Below are 17,511 nucleotides of genomic sequence, written 5' to 3'. Positions count from 1 at the left end.
TGGCAACAGTGGCAAGTGATCTCATACTTATCAAAATTGTGTCATGGTATAGAAACCTTTGCGTGCCTAACTAACATGCATGTCAGCAGCGCCCTACACTTTTCCGATCACGATCCTGCCCAGCGATATCGATTTTATGGGGCATGTGAACAATGCCCGCTATCTGGGCTGGGTTCAGGATGCGGTGCTGTCCCACTGGCGCAATATTGCCCCGGCAGATGCAGTGGCGAGCCGCGCATGGGTCGCGCTAAAGCACGAGATCACGTACCGCAAACCTGCTTTTCTTGAAGATGATGTGATCGCGCGTACTGTGCTGGAAAGTACCAAAGGCGCGCGGGCATTTTATCATACCGTGGTTTTGCGCGGCGAGGAAGTGCTGGCGGAGATACAATCAAGCTGGTGCTGCATTGATGCAGAAACGCTGCGTCCGGCGCGAATTGGGGAGGAAGTGGCCAGGTTCTTTTTCCCTTCAGGCTCCTCAACTGGCAGATAACGCTACGGCCATTGCGCGGGTTGGCATTGCGGACTCACCGATCTGGTCTATAGTTTTATTGATGCAGTTCGATATTCCCTCCTCCAATTCGCGCTTTAGACAGGCGATGACCGGGCTCGCGCTGGCTGGCGCAATCTTTGCGGCGTGGCTGTCCGTGCATATCTATACGATGTTCGTGTTTGATCTTACGTGGACCACTCTACCTTCGGCTGTGTTGATGGCGGTGTTGCAATGCTGGCTGTCGGTCGGGTTGTTCATTATCAGCCATGATGCGATGCATGGTTCGCTGGTGCCCGGCGCGCGTCGGATCAATTCCGCCATCGGGGCAAGCCTGCTGTTTCTCTATGCGGGGTTTTCCTGGCGCAAGATGCGCGATGCCCATTTTGATCATCACAAGCTGGCGGGCAAAGCGGGCGATCCTGATTTTGACGAGAATGACCCTACGGCATTTTGGCCGTGGTATTTTACCTTTCTAAAACGGTATTTCGGGCTGGGATCGGTGCTGTTCATCGGCACGGTCGTGAACGTTTATTGGCTGGTGTTTGATGTGCCGCTGGCCAAGATCATAGTGCTTTACGGCCTCCCAGCCATCGCATCGTCGGTGCAGCTATTTTATTTCGGAACATTTCGTCCGCATCATCACAACGGCTCTGCATTCGCCGACCGGCATAATGCGCGCAGCGAAAGTTTTGGCACGCTTGCCAGCCTCGCCAGCTGTTTTCATTTCGGTTATCATCATGAACATCATTGCCATCCCAGCACGCCGTGGTGGGGTCTGCCAAAAATCCGGCAGAATATTTTGCAGAAAGGAGATCTGGCGTGAGCGCGCTGGCAATCATCGGAATTATCACTGCTTCGGTAATCGGGATGGAGCTGTTTGCATGGTGGGCGCATAAATATATCATGCATGGCTGGGGCTGGGGCTGGCACCGCGATCATCACGAACCGCATGACAATATGCTGGAGAAGAACGACATGTTTGCAGTCGTCTTTGGCACAGCCGTATTTTTCATGTTCCTGATCGGCTTTTACCTGTCCGATGCACTATGGTGGACCGCATTCGGAATTACCGTCTACGGCCTCATCTACACGCTGGTGCATGATGGGCTGGTGCATCAAAGATTTTGGAAGTATGTACCAAAGCGTGGCTATGCCAAGCGGTTGGTGCAAGCGCATAAGCTGCACCATGCGACTGTTGGACGCGAAGGCGGGGTAAGCTTTGGCTTTGTATTCGCGCGTGACCCGGCAAAATTAAAAGCCGAGCTGAAAGCACAGCGTGACGCAGGTATTGCGGTCGTCAGAGACAGCGCTGGAACTTAGCCATGTGGCATCCATGCAAACGCCGCCAACCAACGATGTGGCGGCGGCGTTTGCATGTTTTCAGCTCGTGACTACCGAAGGTAATTTACATATATGCCGTGAATCAGCCCCGGTACGAACAGGATAATCGTCAGAATAAGATTGATCACAAAGTCGCGGCTGATGCCGTGCTTCAAGGCCACGCCCAGCGGCGGAAGCAGAACTGTTGCGATTAAGATAATTATAGCCATCATATTGAATTCCCCAAATTTAATCTTTGTTCAGCACGCCAACGGGGTATCGGCGGCGTTGTTCCAATAAAGCTTGGCTACTCGTTACGTGTGATGATCCATGCGCCGCAAGTCACGAGGATGGCGACCGAGCCATAAGCCCACGGCAAGCCGAGTGTAAAATAGGTAAATATAGCGCCCAGGCCCATCGCACCCACTGCCATGAATTTCGATTTGCGCGAGACGGCCCGCCGGTCGCGCCAATCGCGCAATTGCGGCCCCCAGTGCGGATGGTCGAGCAGCTTCTGCTCCCAAGCAGGATTGCTTTTTGCAAAACAAAACGCTGCCAGTATCAGAAAGGGAACCGTTGGAACCAGGGGCAAGACAGCGCCGATGGCACCGCAGATCGCCGCAAGGATGCCGATCGCAAGATAGACCGGCCGCAAGGGCTAGTCCGCTGCTGCGATGCGCGCGGCGTGTTCCTGCACCAATGCAATCATATTGGGGATACCCTGCGTCCGGTTGGAACTCAGCTGATTTTTCAAATCAAACGGCTCCAGCGCGGCGGGCACGTTCATCTTTGCGATATCCGCAGCCTGCCGGTCCTGGACAGCGGCAATGACCAGGGCGACGATGCCTTTGGTGATCGCAGCATTGCTATCTGCCAGAAAATGCAAAGTGCCGCTCTGTTCGGTGGGATAGACCCAGACGCTGGCAGAGCAACCGCGCACCAATGTTGCGTCAGTTTTGAGCGCGCCGGGCATGGCATCAAGTTCCCGGCCAAGCTCAATCAGCAGCCGGTACCGCTCGTCGCCTTCCAGAAATTCATATTCTTCGCGGATATCATCAAGCGTGCGCATGGACTTGCATGTAGGCGCTATCGCTTACAAATCCACCCCGCTGGCGATGGCTTCCAATTTTCTAATGCGCTCTTTCAGATCGGCAATTTCGATCCGGGCTGTGCCTGGGGCTGAACTATCCTGCATCGCGGTATCCACCTGCGCAATTCGGGTGCGGTCCAGCTCATGCTCTTTCAGGGCCAGCCACCCTTGCCAACCGCGAAGAGCGATCAAGGCAATGATAGTCATCCCGACAATGGTGGCACTAGAAATAATGATCTGTTCAGTCATGTCACACGCCCTCCTGCGGCTATAGTCCGGTCGCTCTGGCCGCTTACCTATCGCGCAATTTCTCGATTTCTGCGGAAATGGCTTTGATCTCCAAGCTTTCGCTGGAATTGGCATCGGTCGCGATACGCTCCAGAACTTTGATCCGCTCGCGCAGCTCCATAACTTCGCGCTGCGCGTCACTGTCGCCGTCCAGTTTTTTGGCGGCATCACGGTCAAGAGCATCCTTGCGCTCCTTATAGGCAAGTTGCCGTTTGTGGGCCAAGGCCGCGTAACCAAGAGCGAGTGCGACGATAATTAATATGAAGCCGAAAATGATGGTCAGCGGATGCATTATGCGTGGGCTCCCTTCCGGCGCTGTGTCAGCGCATCGCCGTTTTCGGTGCCGCGCTCATCGCGAAGCCGTTCAATTTCATTGCTTACGGAATAGCTGCTGTCGGTGACGATTTTTTCGACATTGGCGAGCCGGTCTTTGACCGACCCCAATTGTGCACGAAGCTCCGCGTTTTCTTGCGTCAGCAGAGTGACGCGCTGTGCGGTTTGGCCATCAGTGCTGGGTTTCAAGGATTGGCCCCACATCCCTTCGAGGGGATAGCCGTGCTTGATTTTCAGCTTCGTTGTGTGAATCCACCCGAATGTCGAGATAGCCCCAATACCGAGTGCGGCCCCGATTATCCACGGAAGATGGGGGAATATAATTGCAGGGTCCATCAGATGGTTTCCTTCTTGCTCATGTTCAGCGGTACACCATTTTCTGCCGTTCTTGGTGACGGCAGGCCGCGCAGCGCCTCAATCTCTTCGTTCAGGCGGTAACTCTTATCGGTCACGATCCGCTCCAGCGTTTCCATCCGTTCGCCTTGGTCTTTCAGCAATTGGACAAGTTCGGCATTGTCTGCTTTCAACTGCTTGATCTCGCCCGTTTCGCGCGGCTTGGTTTTGCCGCCCCATTCATCTTCCAGATCATATCCATGTCTGGCTCTGATCCAGTTGTTGATCAGCCATCCGCCCATGCTCAGCGCGATGATCAGGATGACAAATCCCGGTCCGCCCCAATCCATTATGCTTTTTCCTTTTGCCCGATATTGAGCGGAGTACCGCTGTCACGCATTTCCACTTCGCGCTGGTCGCGGAGTGCCTCAATCTGGGTCGCAACATCGTATCCGCGATCGGTCACAATGCGCTCAAGCACAGCAACGCGGTCTTCCAACAGTGTTACCTGGCTGGCATATTGGGCTGCTTTCTCGCTGCTTGCTTCGGCCGTTGCAGAAATGCGCTTTTCTTCGAGTTTCCGGTTATTGACCAACCAGATGATCCCCAGCACCATGATAAAGGGCGCAAGCGGTATAAGGATGCCTAAGTCCATGAGTATTCCCCTCGATATTCGTTCTTAGCGTAGCCGTTCAATCTCTGCATTGAGACGCGGATTGCTGGACACATAATAGGTTTCAACATCGGCCAAGCGGCGATCAACATCGCGCATCTGGCTGCGAATTTCGCGCGCAGTGCGGGTCGGGCTCTGGCGAACGCGCTGCCAGTATTTTTGCTCTTCGGGCTCGACATACAGGTGAGCCGGTTTCTTGTTCAGCAACAATCCGGCGATGAAATAGGCGGGTATGACAAACCCGGTCAGCGGGATGAGAAACAATGCGCAAAGACGAACCCAGAGTGCATTGACACCCGTGTAGTCTGCAATGCCCGAACAGACCCCCATGAGTTTCGCATTGGCTTTGTCTCTGTACAAAGTTGTCCGTTCGCTGGTCATTATTGGGCTCCCTTTTTCTCGGCGAGCAATCGGTCAAGCTCGCGTAGCTTTTGATTGTCCTGTTCCTGATCGTGCAGGATGCGGGCCGGTTGAAAATCGGCGTGATCGTTGGCGACGAGCCGTTCGACAGTATCCATCCGTTCATCCAGACGCTTGGCCAGATGATATAATTCATCCAGCAATTGCTCGTCATCATTGGTGATCGTGCCCGCTGTCTTCCATTTGGTGATGTAGTGCATAATCAACCAAGGAAGACCGATGAAAAGTATGGGAACGATTATGATTTCGCTTGGGAACACGTGATCAGTCCTTCTTCTCTGCGCTACTCTTGCCGAGCGCGGCTTTCATGGCTTCCAATTCGGCATCGACTTTATCGGCACCTTCCAGCGCAGCGATCTCGTCCGATAGCGACGGTTTTTGGCTACCGTCCGACAGTGACATCGCCTCGGCGCGGCCTTCTGCATAATCGACGCGGCGGTCGAGTTGATCAAACCGTGACAGGGCTTCATCGGTCCGCTCGGTGCTCATCAAAGTCCGCAGCTTCACGCGATTTTCGGCGCTCTCGAGGCGGGCGGCGATGGCGGTCTGGCGGCTGCGCGCTTCGCGAAGGCGGTTTTGCAGCTTTTCAATATCTTTCTCATAGGCTCGCAGCGCATCGTCGAGCACGGTGATTTCGGCGGTGAGTTGCTCGGCCATGTCAGCGGCCTTCTTCTTCTCTACCAAAGCGGCACGCGCCAGATCTTCGCGGTCCTTGCTCAGCGCCAATTGGGCTTTCTCGCCCCAATCAGCTTGCAGCCTGTCCAGCTTGACCGTGTGGCGGTGCATTTCCTTCTGGTCCGCAATCGTGCGGGCGGCACTCGCACGCACTTCCACCAGCGTCTCCTCCATCTCGAGGATGATCATGCGGATCATTTTTGCCGGATCATCGGCATTGTCCAGCATATCGTTAAAATTGGCGGCGATGATATCGCGGGTACGGCTGAAAATTCCCATCAAGGGTGCTCCGTTATTAAAAAAAGTATCTTTCCAATCCTGGCGGAAGGTAGAATGTCCAAGATCTGGATGCGTTTTATCTGTGCGCGCGCGGGGGCTGGCTTGAGTCGGTGTAGGCGTCGTCCTGATACGTTCGACTTCCGATTCAAACCGGGACGCCACGTCTTGCCGGGGTTTCGCCGAAGCGTCCTTTTCCGGTCTTAACGGATCATTGTCCGATGGTGTGTTCATGCGATCAAAACAGTTCCGGCATGCACGGTCGCCGCATAGGCCGGCGCCACTTGCATCTGCGTGCTCAGGGCGACGAACGCACACATCGCAGCAACGCTGACGAGAGAGGCCTGGCCCAGCTTGCTGGTGAAAAAGCGGCGGTCGAACATGATGTAATTTCCTTCCAAGTGATATTACCTCCATATTAGCAAACGCTATGCCAGATTGGATAAACATAATAGAAACAGCAGTTTAATCGAATATTTCATTTTTGCGGTTGGCGTCTATTGCCAACATTCGGTAAAATTTACTATAGGTTGGCGTAATGGAGCGCGACAATCAATTTATCGGCCAGTCCGGTGCCTTTCTCGACTCGGTCGAACGGGCGAGCAAGGCCGCGCCCATGCGCCGTCCGGTTCTGGTGATTGGCGAGCGCGGAACCGGTAAGGAGTTGATCGCCGAACGGCTTCACCGCCTGTCCGAACGCTGGGGCGAGCCTCTGGTTACGATGAATTGTGCTGCTCTCCCTGAAACTTTGATAGAGGCGGAATTGTTTGGGCACGAGGCTGGCGCGTTCACCGGCGCTACCAAAGCGCGCACGGGAAGGTTTGAAGAAGCCGACAAAGGCACCTTATTTCTCGACGAATTGGGCACTTTGTCGATGGCGGCGCAAGAACGGCTGCTGCGCGCGGTGGAATATGGCGAGGTGACGCGGATCGGGTCTTCGCGGCCGATCACAGTCGATGTACGGATTGTTGCGGCAACCAATGAAGATTTGCCACGGCTAGCGGGCGAGGGTGCATTTCGCGCCGACTTGCTCGACAGGTTGAGTTTTGAAGTGATTACTCTGCCGCCGCTCAGAGTGCGCGATGGCGACATTGATGTATTGGCAGATTATTTCGGACGGCGGATGGCGGCTGAACTGCGGTGGGAGGGGTGGCCTGGCTTTGCCGATCACGTGCGCGCGCAATTGGATACGCATTCCTGGCCAGGCAATGTCCGCGAACTGCGCAATGTGGTGGAGCGTGCGGTGTACCGGTGGGATGACTGCAGCGCGCCGATAGGGCACGTGCAATTTGATCCATTTGAAAGCCCGTGGAAGCCGCTGGGTGAAGCGCGGTCGCAGCCATCAGCTGGATCACCGCCGCGCCCGCCAGGCTCAGCCGGATCGGGCGACCCTGCGACGGCCGCTGGCGCAACGGCCATTTTGGACCAGGTCGATGATTTGCGGTCGGCGGTCGACGATCATGAAAAACGGATTGTTGAACATGCGCTGGGCAAGCACCGTTGGAACCAGCGCCAGACGGCCAAAGCGTTGGGGCTTAGTTACGACCAATTGCGGCACTGCATCAAAAAGCACGGCCTGTTGGAAGAGGCCGAGTAACGCCGTTAAGGCGACAGGCTTTGCTTGGACACGGTCATGCCCGCACGGCATGCCAATGGCCGCCCGATTATCTGGCCGGAAAGAGTATCGGGCCCCACTGAGTATTGGGGCAGAGTAATGTTCGCGGGCATGGAATGGTGTCTTGAACGGTGCTTTTCAGACCGCGCCAGCCAAATTGTCCGCCAGCCTGCGCCGCTGCCTTTACGATAGTCCTTGCAATCACGGGCCCGGCAGCCTAATTGGCGGTCAATCCCGACATCGTGATAATAATGGAGGGCTGGCGCCGGACGGGGCCGGCACGGTACTTCATTATCGGTTACGGTGTCACAATACACTTCTTACCGGAGTTTTGATGGCCGACTTGACACGCCTTACCAAGATCATCGAACCCGAGGCTGAGGCGCTCGGCTTTGATCTTGTGCGTGTGAAAATGCTTGCCTCTGAAGCCGGAGATGGCGACCGGGCTTTGCAGATTATGGCGGAAGATCCGGCAACCGGGCAGTTGGTTATCGATCAATGCGCCGCCTTATCGCGTGCTGTATCGGAAAAAATTGATGCGCTGGAGGAGGCTGGCGATGTGCTGATTGAAGGCGCGTATCACCTTGAAGTCAGCTCGCCAGGGATCGACCGCCCGCTGACCCGCGCGAAAGACTTTGCCGCATGGGCCGGGCACGAAGCGAAAATTGCTCTGGCTGAAAAGCGTGACGGGCATCGCAATTTACGCGGCCTGCTGATTGGCATAGACGGCGATGTGGTTGCGATAGAGGATAAGAGTGCCGGACGGCTGGATGTTCCGCTGGCAAGCATCCACTCGGCCAAGCTGATACTGACCGATGCGCTGATAGCGGCCACGCGGCCGATCGACACATCCGGCGCAGAAGACATTATTGAAGATTCAGACTATAACGATGAAGAGAAGGCTGACGACTAATGGCCACTGCAATTTCCGCAAATAAGGCAGAGCTGCTCGCGATTGCGACCGCTGTTGCTTCTGAAAAGATGATCGACAAGTCGATTGTTATCGAGGCGATGGAAGAGGCAATCCAGAAAAGTGCGCGCAACCGCTACGGCGCAGAAAATGACATTCGCGCCAAGCTGGATCCGCAAACCGGCGATCTACGCCTGTGGCGGGTCGTGGAAGTGGTCGAGGAAGTTGAAGATTATTTCAAGCAGGTCGATCTGAAGGCTGCGCAAAAACTGGAAGATGATGCCAAGCTGGGCGACTTTATCGTCGATCCGCTGCCGCCGGTTGATCTGGGCCGGATCGATGCGCAGTCCGCGAAGCAGGTGATTTTCCAAAAAGTTCGCGATGCAGAGCGTGAGCGCCAGTATGAAGAATTCAAGGACCGCACCGATGAAGTGATTACCGGAGTGATCAAATCGGTCGAGTTCGGCCATGTAATCGTGAATCTTGGCCGCGCCGAAGGCGTTATCCGCCGCGACCAGCAAATTCCGCGCGAAGCCGCCCGTGTGGGAGAGCGTATTCGCGCGATTATCACCAAGGTCGAGCGTAACAATCGCGGTCCGCAAATTTTCCTCAGCCGCGCACACCCTGACTTTATGCGCAAGCTGTTCGCCCAGGAAGTACCCGAGATTTACGACGGCATTATCGAGATCAAGGCCGCTGCCCGTGATCCGGGTTCGCGCGCCAAAATCGGCGTGATCAGCCATGACAGCTCCATCGACCCCGTCGGTGCCTGTGTGGGGATGAAGGGAAGCCGTGTTCAGGCCGTCGTGCAGGAATTGCAGGGCGAGAAGATCGACATCATTCCCTGGTCCGAAGATACCGCCACATTCGTGGTCAACGGCCTCCAGCCAGCCACGGTCGCGCGTGTGGTTCTGGACGAGGATGAGGGGCGCATCGAAGTGGTGGTGCCTGACGATCAATTGTCGCTCGCCATCGGCCGCCGCGGCCAGAATGTCCGTCTCGCCAGTCAGCTGACCGGTCACCAGATTGACATTATGACCGAGGAAGAAGCCTCCGAAAAACGCCAGAAGGAATTCGCCGAACGGTCCAAAATGTTTGAAGAAGAGCTCGACGTGGATGAAACCCTGTCGCAGCTGCTGGTTGCCGAAGGTTTCGCTGAACTGGAAGAGGTTGCCTATGTCGAGCTAGCAGAGCTTGGCGCAATCGAAGGATTCGACGAAGATCTGGCCGAAGAGCTGCAAAGCCGCGCGGTTGAAGCTCTGGAGCGTCACGAAGATGTAGCGCGCGGCGAACGCCGTGAGCTTGGTGTCGAGGATGCGCTGGCCGAAATGCCGCATTTGACCGAAGTGATGCTGGTTGTTCTGGGTAAGGCCGGCATCAAGACACTTGATGATTTGGCTGATCTGGCGACGGATGAACTGATCGCCAAAAAACGCGAAGCGCCCAAGCGCCGCCAGAACACAGACGGTCCGCGTATGCGCGCTGATGTTCAGCCGAAACGCGCTGAAGATAAAGGCGGCGTGCTGGGTGATTTCGGTCTGAGCGAAGAACAGGGCAACGAGATCATCATGGCCGCCCGCGCGCACTGGTTCGAGGATGAGGAAGAAGCCGCCCCGGCACCTTCCTCTGCAGAACCTGACCCACAGGAGGCCGCTGATGCGGACTCCACACAATGAGCGCGTAGCGTCCGATACCTCTGAAACACATTCCGGACGGGGGCAGGGCGCTTCCGCCCGGCAAAGTTCCTGTCCGGTGCGCAAATGCATTCTGTCTGGCGAAGCGCAGCCCGCTGACGCGTTGATCCGGCTGGCTATTTCGTCTGATGGTCTGGTGCTGCCAGATCCGCTGGCAAAGGCTCCGGGGCGCGGTGCATGGCTGGGCGCAGACCGGACTGCGCTGGAAACGGCTCTGGCAAAGGGAAAATTGCGCGGCGCTCTGGCGCGGGCGTTCAAAGGCGCGCCGTTAACTGTGCCCCATAATTTGCCCGATCTGATCCAAAACGCGCTGATCCGCGTATTGTCAGACCGGCTCGGCCTCGAAATGCGCGCGGGAAAGCTTATATTGGGATCGGACCGGATCGCGGAACAGTCACGATCGGGCCGTGTGGCGTTGCTGCTGCACGCCAGCGATGCGCGCGACGATGGCCGGAAAAAACTGGATCAGGCGTGGCGTGTTGGCGCAGAAGCCGAAGGATCGGGCAATCGCGGTATCACCTTGCCACTGGACCGCATGGCATTGTCTGTGGCATTGGGCCGCAGTAATGTTGTTCATATGGCGCTGGCCGATGATGCATCAGCCGAGCGGGTCCAATCGGTCCTGTCGCGCTTGTTGCATTTCCTACAGGCAGATGACGCCATACATGATACTGCCACGCAGCCCATCGCTGCGCAGCATGATGACACTGAAACGACGAATTGAATTTTAAGGATTGAGACGAGCTATATGGCTGACGAAGAAAAGAAACCGACACGCACACGCAAGCCGCTTGGCCTGAAGCGTCCGGTCGATGGCGGTGAAGTCAAACAGACTTTCAGCCACGGGCGGACCAACAAGGTCGCGGTCGAGGTGAAGCGTCGCCGGAAGCTCGTCAAACCGGGCGAAGAGCCGGCAGCCACTCCTGCGCCTGCTCCGGAGCCGGCACCGGTCCCCAAACCGGCGCCTGCGCCTGTCGCCAGGCAGGATACGCCCCAAAAGCCATCTGCGGTGGATGAAACGCCGCAGGAACGCGTTGCGCGGCTGCAGCGCGAGGCCGAAGAAGCACGTCTGCAGATGGGTGAAGATTCTCGCCGCCGTGAAGAAGAACAGAAACTCAAGGCTGCGGAGGAAGAGAAAAAGCGCGCGGATGACAACCGCAAGGCTGACGCGGACGCAGAAGCGGCGGCCCGGAAACAGGCCGAAGCGGACGCGGCGCAAGCCAAACAGACAGATGGCGCGGCCGCTCAGGCTGCGGCTGAGGCGCCCGCAGCGGATGCCAGTACTACCGCATCCGCAGCCCCGGCTGCGCGTAAATTCACGCCGGTTGCGCGCCCGGAAATCAAGCGTCCGGCCAAGAAAAAAGAGGAACGCCCGGCCAAGGGCGGTGGCGGCGCGGATAAGCGCCGTTCGGGCAAGCTTAGCGTTACCAAGGCCTTAAACGAGGATGAGGGCCGCCGTGCCCGCAGCCTTGCCGCGCTAAAGCGTGCACGCGAAAAAGAGCGGCGCGAGCAAGGCGGGGGCGGCTCGTCTAAACCGCGCGAGAAGCAAGTGCGCGATGTGATTGTGCCCGAAGCCATAACGGTCCAGGAACTCGCCCAGCGAATGGCTGAAAAAGGCGCCGATCTGGTCAAGGCGCTCTTTAATATGGGCATGATGGTCACGGTTAATCAGACGATTGATCAGGACACTGCCGAATTGCTGGTCGAAGAATTTGGCCACACCATCAAGCGCGTCTCCGAAGATGATGTCGATATCAAGCCGCTCGAAGATGATGATGCGGAAGACACGAAAAAGCCGCGTCCGCCGGTGGTGACCATCATGGGTCACGTCGATCATGGTAAGACCAGCCTGCTGGATGCTCTGCGCGGTACCAATGTGACCAAGGGTGAAGCGGGCGGCATCACCCAGCATATCGGATCATACCAGATCACGACCAAGGATAAGGCCAAAATCACTTTCCTTGACACGCCGGGGCACGCCGCATTTACCGAAATGCGCCAGCGCGGCGCCAATGTAACCGATATTGTGGTGCTGGTTGTTGCTGCTGATGACGGTATTATGCCGCAAACCATCGAAGCGATTAAGCACACCAAGGCAGCTGGCGTCCCGATGATTGTGGCTATCAACAAGATCGACAAGCCGGAAGGGAACGCCCAGAAAGTCCGCGAACGCCTGCTCGAACATGAAGTGATTGTGGAAGCGATGTCAGGCGAGGTACAGGATGTCGAAGTCTCTGCCACCAAAGGGACCGGACTTGATGATCTGCTCGAAAAGATCGCGCTCCAGGCGGAATTGCTCGAACTGAAAGCACGGCCCGACCGCGCGGCAGAAGCGACCGTTATCGAAGCCCAGCTTGATAAGGGGCGCGGTCCGGTTGCGACGGTGCTGATTACACGCGGTACTCTGAAACGCGGCGATACGTTTGTTGTGGGCACCGAAAGCGGTAAAGTCCGCGCAATTGTCAACGATCAGGGTAAGCAGATTAAAGAAGCTGGCCCGTCCATGCCGGTCGAGGTCCTGGGTCTTGGCGGGGTGCCGGGCGCGGGTGAACAGCTGACCGTTGTGGAGAATGAATCGCGTGCACGCGAAGTGGCACAATATCGCCAGGAACGGGCAACGGCCAAGCGGACTGCGCTGGCCCCGACCAATTTCGATACCATGTTCTCCAACATGCAGAGCGACCTGGTCGAATTTCCTGTGCTGGTGAAAGCCGACGTGCAGGGCAGTGTCGAAGCGATTACTACTGCGCTGCATAATCTGGGCAATGATCTCATCAAGGTCCGCGTGCTGCATGCCGGTGTGGGTGCAATTACCGAAAGCGATGTAACGCTGGCGGCCGCATCAAAAGCGCCCATTATCGGTTTTAATGTCCGCCCCAACCCGAAAGCGCGCGAGCTGGTCAAGCGGGACGGCGTCGAAATGAAATATTTCGATGTGATTTATCATCTGACTGACGAGATCGGCAAGGAGATGGCCGGCGAGCTGGGTCCAGAGAAGATCGAACACGTGGTCGGCCGCGCCGAAGTGAAGGAAGTCTTCAAATCGGGCAAGAAAGACAAAGCGGCGGGCCTCATGGTCACCGAAGGCGTCATTCGCAAAGGATTGTTTGCGCGTCTTACCCGCGACGATGTCATCGTTTCGGCGACCACCATCGCCAGCCTGCGCCGCTTCAAGGACGATGTGGATGAAGTCCGCACCGGCCTCGAATGCGGAGCGGTTCTGGAAGACACGAACGATGTGAAACCGGGCGACAGTCTGGAAGTCTTCGAGATTGAGGAGCGTGAGCGGGTTCTTTGATGGAATATCGCGACCCAGCCAAAGAGACATACGATGCACTAAGGAAGCTCATTCGGGAGATGGAGAAAAATCTCGAAGATGGCGAAGTAATCGCAGTTTCTGGCTGCGGGCCTAACTCATCGGAGTTCTTTCTTCAAAGGATGCAGCGCGTTGGGCCTCTTATTAGCATTATTGGCGATGCTGATGATGAGCGATTTGAGGAACTTGTCTATGCTCCCGACCAAGTTTCAATCAGGCTGTTTACTGCTAAGCGGGAAGGCGCTCGGAAATCCATCGGCTTTGAAACCGAATGACAGCACCAAACTCTACCAAACGCCTGTCCCCGTCAGCAGAATTGATGGGATCGGAGTTTGTGTTGTTTGATGCCAATACCGAAACAGCCACCGTTCGCTATCCTCCGTCGCCGAACTTTGCCTCGCCTCGCGGGGCAGCGCAGCGGGATCATTTGCTCGCGCGGGCGACCAGTACCGCGATGCCGACCGCAATTCCCGGAGCTGAAGCATGAATAATTTCGCGCCCAAGGCATGGCCGCATGCCACTCTGATGGGGGCGGAATTCCGCTCTTATGACGAGGATACGCAGACTATCACAATGGGTTTTTCTGCGCCCAGTAGTTTTATTACGCCGCGCGGCAGTGTGCAGGGCGGGCTGGTCGCCGGGTTTCTCGATGAAGCGATGGGCTGGGCCTATACCTATTCCACCAAAGGCACGCATTCACCGCTGATGCTGGATGTGAATTTTTCGCTGTTGAAGCCGGTATTGCAAGGTCCGCTGACGGCCAAAGGGCGGGTAGTGAAGGCTGGTCGCCGCGTGCTGTTTCTGGAGGCGGAACTGTTCGATGCGGATGAGAAATTACTCGCGCGGGCAACCTCCACCTGCATCCCTACTGAAAATCCGGAATTGTAAGATGCCGCGTTTCGCCGCATTTCTGGGGAGCATCAATGTCGGCGGCAACCGGCTCATGATGGAAGATTTGCGCCGTGTCCTGCGCTATGAAGATTTCGATGATGTCGAAACGGTGGTGGCGAGCGGCAACGTGCTGTTCACCCATCCTGAATGCCCGTCCGAAGGCCTCGCTGAGAAGATGGCGTGGATCGTCAATCAAGAGTTCGACATTGACAGTTTTATCGCCGTCCGCAGCTGCGCGGAGGTTCATGCGATTATTGCGGAGAATCCGTTCGGTCCGGGCAAGGAGAACGCTGGCGAAGAAAACTTCGTTCATACGCATTTTCTGTCAGGCGAGCCCGGGGAACACCAAATGAAAGCTCTACTGCTCGATCATGCGGGGCGCGGCGATGAACGTATCGCCGTTGGCACCCGCGCGCTGCATATTGATTATGTCGACGGTGTCGGGCGGAGTAAACTAACCGCTGATTTTATCGAACGGCGGCTGGATTTGCGCGGCACAGCCCGCAATATGCGCACCCTCAAACGCATCGCGTGCAAACTGGACAAGTTGGAATAGGCAGATGGCTAAACAACATTCAACCCGGGAACAGCAATCGGTTCGCGTTTTGAGAGTGGGCGAAAGGGTGCGGCATATCCTGTCCGAATTGCTCGCGCGCGCGGAAGCGCATGATGACGTTCTTCGCGCGACCACAGTCAGCGTCACCGAAGTGCGCATGACCCCCGATCTGCGTAATGCAACTGCTTATGTAAAACCTCTCTTGGGGGAAGAGGAAGAGGTGGTGATCAAGGCGTTGCGGACCAACACCGCATTCTTCCAGCGCGAGGTTGCCAAACGGCTGGGCCTGAAATTTGCACCTAAGCTGAAATTCAAACCCGATGAGAGTTTTGACGAAGCAAGCCGGATTGAGCAGCTGCTCAATGATCCCAAAGTGGTCCGCGATCTGGATGATGAGGCTGAAGCCTGACCCCCTTTCAGCGCGGGACCATTTTGGCTTTCAGAGTGATATCCACATTCTTGCCCACAATCAGCGAGTAGGATTTCATTCCAAAATCACGGCGGTTGATGGTGGTGGTGCCCGTGATGGTCATGGGTTGGCCGGTTTTTGCTTCACTGGGCGGCGTATCGAAAGTCACTGCCAAAGTAACCGGCTGGGTCACGCCGCGCGCGGTCAGTCTGCCCGCGACGGTACCCGAGCGGCTACCGGACATTTGCAATGTATTGCCGGTAAAGCGCACAGTCGGATATTTCTCCACCCAGAAGAATTTTTCGCCCTTCAGCCGGCCGAGTGTAAGTGTGTCGGGCGCAGTGAGTGCGCGGGCATTTATCGTCACGTCCAGCGCCAGAGTGTCGAGCCGGCCGGGTGCGATCTGGGCTGTCCCTGATACCTCGGGGAAGCGCGCCGTTTTGCTGCCGATCCCGAAAAAGCCGACTTTGGCGGAGACATGGCTGCCCGCAGAATCCACGACATAGCGCAGCGGCATGGTGGCGGCAGTGAGCAGCAACAAAGCCAGCGGCGCTGCGAGATGGGGAGCTAAGCGCATGATCTATCCCGCTGTGGTAATTGCTGCTGACGGGATATCGATAAATACGCTGGCCCCGGGGCCGAGCGGCAGATCAAGCACGACCCAGCCAATCGCCATAGCAAGACCCGCTGCCATCAATCCGATGGAATAAGGCAGCATCGTCGCAGCCAGACTGCCCAGACCAAAATCCTTTTGCCATCGCTGGCAGAATATCAGGATCAGCGGAAAATAGACCATCAGCGGCGTGATGATGTTGGTCGCCCCGTCACCCACACGGTAGGCAGCGGTCGCCATCTCGGGCGAGATACCCATCAGCATCAACATCGGGACCAAGACCGGTGCAAGCAGTGCCCATTTCGCACTGGCTGATCCGACGAACAGATTGAGCAGGCCAGTAAACAGGATGATACCCGCGAGCAATGCCCATGCCGGAAGGCCGGAGGTTTGCAAGACATCCGCCCCGTGGACGGCGAGGATCAGACCAAGGTTGGACCATGCAAACATTGCCACAAAATGCGCAGCAGCGAAGGCGAGGACGAGATAATAGGCGAGATCGGCCATGCTCTCGCTCATCATTTTGACCATATCACGGTGATCGCCAATGGTGCCCGCTGCCTTGCCATATGCCCATCCGGCGAACAGAAACAGCACCAGAAATCCGCCGACAAGGCTTTGGTAGAATGGATTTAGCCGTGCTTCTGGGGCGGCGCCTTCATCGATCAGCGGCGTACCGGGGCCGAAGGTGAAAAACAGCCACAGCGCAATCACGGCCAGCATCGCCAGACCAGCCCAGCGCAGACCCTTTCGCTCGTCAGCCGACAAGGCCCCTTGTGCGCTGTCATCAGCGGCAGCCGATACCGCCTTAGCCGGATTAAATATGCCCAAACGCGGTTCGATAATGCGGTCGGTTATATACCAGATCACCGGCAGGAAGATGAAAGTCATCGCGACTATGAAGAACCAGTTTCCGGCAATATTGGGCGTGTAATCACCAAACACAGTCCCAACCGCCGCTTCGGTAATACCAAACAGCAATGCGTCGAGCTGGCCAGGGAAGAGATTGGCGGAAAAACCGCCCGATACGCCTGCGAAAGCCGCTGCAATACCTGCAATCGGATGGCGGCCCGCAGCGTGGAAGATAATCCCTGCAAGCGGGATCAGGACAACATAGGCAGCATCCGCCGCCAGATTGCCCAGCATCCCAACCAGCACGACCAACGGGGTTAAAAGCAATTTTGGCGCATTGGCGACGCCGGCGCGCATCGCGCTGCCGAACAGGCCCGCCCGCTCTGCCACGCCTGCACCCAGCATCACGACAAGAACATATCCGAGCGGATGGAAATGCGTGAATGTCTTGGGCATTTCTACCCAGAGCCGCTGAATATTCTCTGCCGAAAACAGACTTTGCGCCGCGAGGATTCGGGCCTCGCCGGTCGCATCGTCAATCTCCACCGGATGCGCGGCGGACAGTCCAGCCATGCTGGCAATGACAGAGATTGCCATCAGAAACAGGATCAGTCCGAAAAACAGAAACACCGGATCGGGCAATCTGTTGCCGGTCCGTTCGATCCACCCCAATATGCCCCTCGGTGCCGGTTCTGCCGTGGCGGTTTCGGTCATTCGCACATCCTTTAATCTTCTGGCTTTTGGTCGCAGATCT

At 56.7% G+C, this 17,511-nt stretch carries 27 protein-coding genes; 13 read left to right on the top strand and 14 right to left on the bottom strand.

The window, feature by feature from the left end; all coding sequences use genetic code 11:
* The first annotated feature begins 79 nt into the window (after positions 1 to 79).
* The 3 genes from WA922_RS00795 (at position 80) to WA922_RS00785 (ending at position 1,813) form a co-directional block, all read left to right on the top strand.
* Positions 80 to 493, top strand: coding sequence for an acyl-CoA thioesterase (locus tag WA922_RS00795; protein ID WP_424769772.1), 414 nt, complete (start codon positions 80 to 82; stop codon positions 491 to 493).
* Positions 494 to 554: 61 nt separating this feature from the next.
* A complete protein-coding gene (locus WA922_RS00790) occupies positions 555 to 1,316 on the top strand; it encodes a fatty acid desaturase (protein ID WP_424769771.1) in 762 nt (253 codons plus the stop codon).
* Positions 1,313 to 1,813 carry a sterol desaturase family protein gene (locus WA922_RS00785; protein WP_424769770.1) on the top strand — a complete coding sequence of 167 codons (501 nt, stop codon included), beginning with the start codon at positions 1,313 to 1,315 and terminating at the stop codon, positions 1,811 to 1,813. Before WA922_RS00790 ends, WA922_RS00785 begins: the two co-directional genes overlap by 4 nt.
* A 71-nt stretch (positions 1,814 to 1,884) precedes the next feature.
* Here WA922_RS00785 and WA922_RS00780 read toward each other — a convergent pair whose 3' ends face one another.
* From WA922_RS00780 to WA922_RS00725, 12 genes are all read right to left on the bottom strand, one after another.
* Positions 1,885 to 2,046: a YqaE/Pmp3 family membrane protein gene (locus WA922_RS00780; protein WP_424769769.1), complete on the bottom strand. Its 162-nt coding sequence runs from the start codon at positions 2,044 to 2,046 to the stop codon at positions 1,885 to 1,887.
* 74 nt (positions 2,047 to 2,120) lie between these two features.
* Complete coding sequence (locus WA922_RS00775) at positions 2,121 to 2,468, bottom strand: YbaN family protein (RefSeq protein ID WP_424769768.1); 348 nt, start codon at positions 2,466 to 2,468, stop codon at positions 2,121 to 2,123.
* A 3-nt stretch (positions 2,469 to 2,471) separates the two neighbouring features.
* Complete coding sequence (locus WA922_RS00770; protein WP_424769767.1) at positions 2,472 to 2,882, bottom strand: SufE family protein; 411 nt, start codon at positions 2,880 to 2,882, stop codon at positions 2,472 to 2,474.
* 24 nt (positions 2,883 to 2,906) lie between these two features.
* Positions 2,907 to 3,152 (bottom strand): hypothetical protein, encoded by a 246-nt coding sequence (locus WA922_RS00765; protein ID WP_424769766.1) that lies wholly within the window; start codon positions 3,150 to 3,152, stop codon positions 2,907 to 2,909.
* 43 nt (positions 3,153 to 3,195) lie between these two features.
* A complete protein-coding gene (locus tag WA922_RS00760; RefSeq protein WP_424769765.1) occupies positions 3,196 to 3,483 on the bottom strand; it encodes a hypothetical protein in 288 nt (95 codons plus the stop codon).
* A complete protein-coding gene (locus tag WA922_RS00755; RefSeq protein ID WP_424769764.1) occupies positions 3,483 to 3,860 on the bottom strand; it encodes a hypothetical protein in 378 nt (125 codons plus the stop codon). Before WA922_RS00755 ends, WA922_RS00760 begins: the two co-directional genes overlap by 1 nt.
* Positions 3,860 to 4,207 carry a hypothetical protein gene (locus WA922_RS00750; protein ID WP_424769763.1) on the bottom strand — a complete coding sequence of 116 codons (348 nt, stop codon included), beginning with the start codon at positions 4,205 to 4,207 and terminating at the stop codon, positions 3,860 to 3,862. The genes WA922_RS00755 and WA922_RS00750 overlap by 1 nt, the downstream gene beginning before the upstream one ends.
* Positions 4,207 to 4,512: a hypothetical protein gene (locus WA922_RS00745; protein ID WP_424769762.1), complete on the bottom strand. Its 306-nt coding sequence runs from the start codon at positions 4,510 to 4,512 to the stop codon at positions 4,207 to 4,209. The genes WA922_RS00750 and WA922_RS00745 overlap by 1 nt, the downstream gene beginning before the upstream one ends.
* A 24-nt stretch (positions 4,513 to 4,536) precedes the next feature.
* Positions 4,537 to 4,911, bottom strand: coding sequence for an envelope stress response membrane protein PspC (gene pspC, locus WA922_RS00740; RefSeq protein ID WP_424769761.1), 375 nt, complete (start codon positions 4,909 to 4,911; stop codon positions 4,537 to 4,539).
* Positions 4,911 to 5,210 (bottom strand): envelope stress response membrane protein PspB, encoded by a 300-nt coding sequence (pspB, locus tag WA922_RS00735; protein ID WP_424769760.1) that lies wholly within the window; start codon positions 5,208 to 5,210, stop codon positions 4,911 to 4,913. Before pspB ends, pspC begins: the two co-directional genes overlap by 1 nt.
* Before the next feature lie 4 nt (positions 5,211 to 5,214).
* Positions 5,215 to 6,066 (bottom strand): phage shock protein PspA, encoded by an 852-nt coding sequence (gene pspA / locus WA922_RS00730; protein ID WP_424769870.1) that lies wholly within the window; start codon positions 6,064 to 6,066, stop codon positions 5,215 to 5,217.
* A 65-nt stretch (positions 6,067 to 6,131) separates the two neighbouring features.
* Positions 6,132 to 6,284, bottom strand: coding sequence for a hypothetical protein (locus WA922_RS00725; protein WP_424769759.1), 153 nt, complete (start codon positions 6,282 to 6,284; stop codon positions 6,132 to 6,134).
* A 155-nt stretch (positions 6,285 to 6,439) separates the two neighbouring features.
* Here WA922_RS00725 and pspF point away from each other — a divergent pair, with 155 nt between their 5' ends.
* From pspF to rbfA, 10 genes are all read left to right on the top strand, one after another.
* Entirely contained in the window at positions 6,440 to 7,498 is a 1,059-nt protein-coding gene (gene pspF, locus WA922_RS00720) for a phage shock protein operon transcriptional activator (RefSeq protein WP_424769758.1), read from the top strand.
* A 352-nt stretch (positions 7,499 to 7,850) separates the two neighbouring features.
* The gene (rimP, locus tag WA922_RS00715; protein WP_424769757.1) at positions 7,851 to 8,429 is read left to right on the top strand and encodes a ribosome maturation protein RimP; all 579 of its coding nucleotides are present in this window, start codon (positions 7,851 to 7,853) and stop codon (positions 8,427 to 8,429) included.
* Complete coding sequence (gene nusA, locus WA922_RS00710) at positions 8,429 to 10,102, top strand: transcription termination factor NusA (protein WP_424769756.1); 1,674 nt, start codon at positions 8,429 to 8,431, stop codon at positions 10,100 to 10,102. The genes rimP and nusA overlap by 1 nt, the downstream gene beginning before the upstream one ends.
* Positions 10,083 to 10,844, top strand: a complete 762-nt coding sequence (locus WA922_RS00705) for a DUF448 domain-containing protein (RefSeq protein WP_424769755.1) — start codon at positions 10,083 to 10,085, stop codon at positions 10,842 to 10,844. The genes nusA and WA922_RS00705 overlap by 20 nt, the downstream gene beginning before the upstream one ends.
* A 24-nt stretch (positions 10,845 to 10,868) precedes the next feature.
* Entirely contained in the window at positions 10,869 to 13,418 is a 2,550-nt protein-coding gene (gene infB, locus WA922_RS00700) for a translation initiation factor IF-2 (RefSeq protein WP_424769754.1), read from the top strand.
* A 59-nt stretch (positions 13,419 to 13,477) separates the two neighbouring features.
* Positions 13,478 to 13,711 carry a hypothetical protein gene (locus tag WA922_RS00695; protein WP_424769753.1) on the top strand — a complete coding sequence of 78 codons (234 nt, stop codon included), beginning with the start codon at positions 13,478 to 13,480 and terminating at the stop codon, positions 13,709 to 13,711.
* Positions 13,708 to 13,923: a hypothetical protein gene (locus WA922_RS00690; RefSeq protein WP_424769752.1), complete on the top strand. Its 216-nt coding sequence runs from the start codon at positions 13,708 to 13,710 to the stop codon at positions 13,921 to 13,923. Before WA922_RS00695 ends, WA922_RS00690 begins: the two co-directional genes overlap by 4 nt.
* Positions 13,920 to 14,324, top strand: a complete 405-nt coding sequence (locus WA922_RS00685) for a PaaI family thioesterase (RefSeq protein ID WP_424769751.1) — start codon at positions 13,920 to 13,922, stop codon at positions 14,322 to 14,324. Before WA922_RS00690 ends, WA922_RS00685 begins: the two co-directional genes overlap by 4 nt.
* A gap of 1 nt (position 14,325) precedes the next feature.
* Positions 14,326 to 14,883 carry a DUF1697 domain-containing protein gene (locus WA922_RS00680; protein ID WP_424769750.1) on the top strand — a complete coding sequence of 186 codons (558 nt, stop codon included), beginning with the start codon at positions 14,326 to 14,328 and terminating at the stop codon, positions 14,881 to 14,883.
* A 4-nt stretch (positions 14,884 to 14,887) separates the two neighbouring features.
* Positions 14,888 to 15,292 (top strand): 30S ribosome-binding factor RbfA, encoded by a 405-nt coding sequence (rbfA, locus tag WA922_RS00675; RefSeq protein WP_424769749.1) that lies wholly within the window; start codon positions 14,888 to 14,890, stop codon positions 15,290 to 15,292.
* A 7-nt stretch (positions 15,293 to 15,299) separates the two neighbouring features.
* Here the strand turns inward: rbfA and WA922_RS00670 are convergent, their stop codons facing one another.
* Together WA922_RS00670 and WA922_RS00665 are read right to left on the bottom strand one after the other, a co-directional pair.
* Positions 15,300 to 15,869, bottom strand: coding sequence for a YceI family protein (locus tag WA922_RS00670; RefSeq protein ID WP_424769748.1), 570 nt, complete (start codon positions 15,867 to 15,869; stop codon positions 15,300 to 15,302).
* Positions 15,870 to 15,872: 3 nt separating this feature from the next.
* Positions 15,873 to 17,471 carry an AbgT family transporter gene (locus WA922_RS00665; protein WP_424769747.1) on the bottom strand — a complete coding sequence of 533 codons (1,599 nt, stop codon included), beginning with the start codon at positions 17,469 to 17,471 and terminating at the stop codon, positions 15,873 to 15,875.
* Positions 17,472 to 17,511: the final 40 nt, after the last annotated feature.

It is taken from the genome of Pontixanthobacter sp., assembly GCF_049682855.1.
Lineage (GTDB): Bacteria > Pseudomonadota > Alphaproteobacteria > Sphingomonadales > Sphingomonadaceae > Pontixanthobacter.
Note: the sequence above shows the minus strand (reverse complement) of the source record. Positions and strands in the feature narration are given on the sequence as shown.

What these genes read in the sequence shown, in the direction of transcription:
- WA922_RS00695 (WP_424769753.1), top strand. Translation starts at nt 13,478, where the DNA reads ATGGAGAAAAATCTCGAAGATGGCGAAGTAATCGCAGTTTCTGGCTGC.
- WA922_RS00680 (WP_424769750.1), top strand. Translation starts at nt 14,326, where the DNA reads ATGCCGCGTTTCGCCGCATTTCTGGGGAGCATCAATGTCGGCGGCAAC.
- pspF (WP_424769758.1), top strand. Translation starts at nt 6,440, where the DNA reads ATGGAGCGCGACAATCAATTTATCGGCCAGTCCGGTGCCTTTCTCGAC.
- WA922_RS00725 (WP_424769759.1), bottom strand. Translation starts at nt 6,284, where the DNA reads ATGTTCGACCGCCGCTTTTTCACCAGCAAGCTGGGCCAGGCCTCTCTC.
- WA922_RS00765 (WP_424769766.1), bottom strand. Translation starts at nt 3,152, where the DNA reads ATGACTGAACAGATCATTATTTCTAGTGCCACCATTGTCGGGATGACT.
- nusA (WP_424769756.1), top strand. Translation starts at nt 8,429, where the DNA reads ATGGCCACTGCAATTTCCGCAAATAAGGCAGAGCTGCTCGCGATTGCG.
- WA922_RS00690 (WP_424769752.1), top strand. Translation starts at nt 13,708, where the DNA reads ATGACAGCACCAAACTCTACCAAACGCCTGTCCCCGTCAGCAGAATTG.
- rimP (WP_424769757.1), top strand. Translation starts at nt 7,851, where the DNA reads ATGGCCGACTTGACACGCCTTACCAAGATCATCGAACCCGAGGCTGAG.
- rbfA (WP_424769749.1), top strand. Translation starts at nt 14,888, where the DNA reads ATGGCTAAACAACATTCAACCCGGGAACAGCAATCGGTTCGCGTTTTG.
- WA922_RS00755 (WP_424769764.1), bottom strand. Translation starts at nt 3,860, where the DNA reads ATGGACCCTGCAATTATATTCCCCCATCTTCCGTGGATAATCGGGGCC.
- WA922_RS00780 (WP_424769769.1), bottom strand. Translation starts at nt 2,046, where the DNA reads ATGATGGCTATAATTATCTTAATCGCAACAGTTCTGCTTCCGCCGCTG.
- WA922_RS00745 (WP_424769762.1), bottom strand. Translation starts at nt 4,512, where the DNA reads ATGGACTTAGGCATCCTTATACCGCTTGCGCCCTTTATCATGGTGCTG.
- WA922_RS00760 (WP_424769765.1), bottom strand. Translation starts at nt 3,483, where the DNA reads ATGCATCCGCTGACCATCATTTTCGGCTTCATATTAATTATCGTCGCA.
- infB (WP_424769754.1), top strand. Translation starts at nt 10,869, where the DNA reads ATGGCTGACGAAGAAAAGAAACCGACACGCACACGCAAGCCGCTTGGC.
- WA922_RS00770 (WP_424769767.1), bottom strand. Translation starts at nt 2,882, where the DNA reads ATGCGCACGCTTGATGATATCCGCGAAGAATATGAATTTCTGGAAGGC.
- WA922_RS00665 (WP_424769747.1), bottom strand. Translation starts at nt 17,471, where the DNA reads ATGACCGAAACCGCCACGGCAGAACCGGCACCGAGGGGCATATTGGGG.
- pspC (WP_424769761.1), bottom strand. Translation starts at nt 4,911, where the DNA reads ATGACCAGCGAACGGACAACTTTGTACAGAGACAAAGCCAATGCGAAA.
- WA922_RS00670 (WP_424769748.1), bottom strand. Translation starts at nt 15,869, where the DNA reads ATGCGCTTAGCTCCCCATCTCGCAGCGCCGCTGGCTTTGTTGCTGCTC.
- WA922_RS00685 (WP_424769751.1), top strand. Translation starts at nt 13,920, where the DNA reads ATGAATAATTTCGCGCCCAAGGCATGGCCGCATGCCACTCTGATGGGG.
- WA922_RS00750 (WP_424769763.1), bottom strand. Translation starts at nt 4,207, where the DNA reads ATGGATTGGGGCGGACCGGGATTTGTCATCCTGATCATCGCGCTGAGC.
- WA922_RS00790 (WP_424769771.1), top strand. Translation starts at nt 555, where the DNA reads ATGCAGTTCGATATTCCCTCCTCCAATTCGCGCTTTAGACAGGCGATG.
- WA922_RS00795 (WP_424769772.1), top strand. Translation starts at nt 80, where the DNA reads ATGTCAGCAGCGCCCTACACTTTTCCGATCACGATCCTGCCCAGCGAT.
- WA922_RS00705 (WP_424769755.1), top strand. Translation starts at nt 10,083, where the DNA reads ATGCGGACTCCACACAATGAGCGCGTAGCGTCCGATACCTCTGAAACA.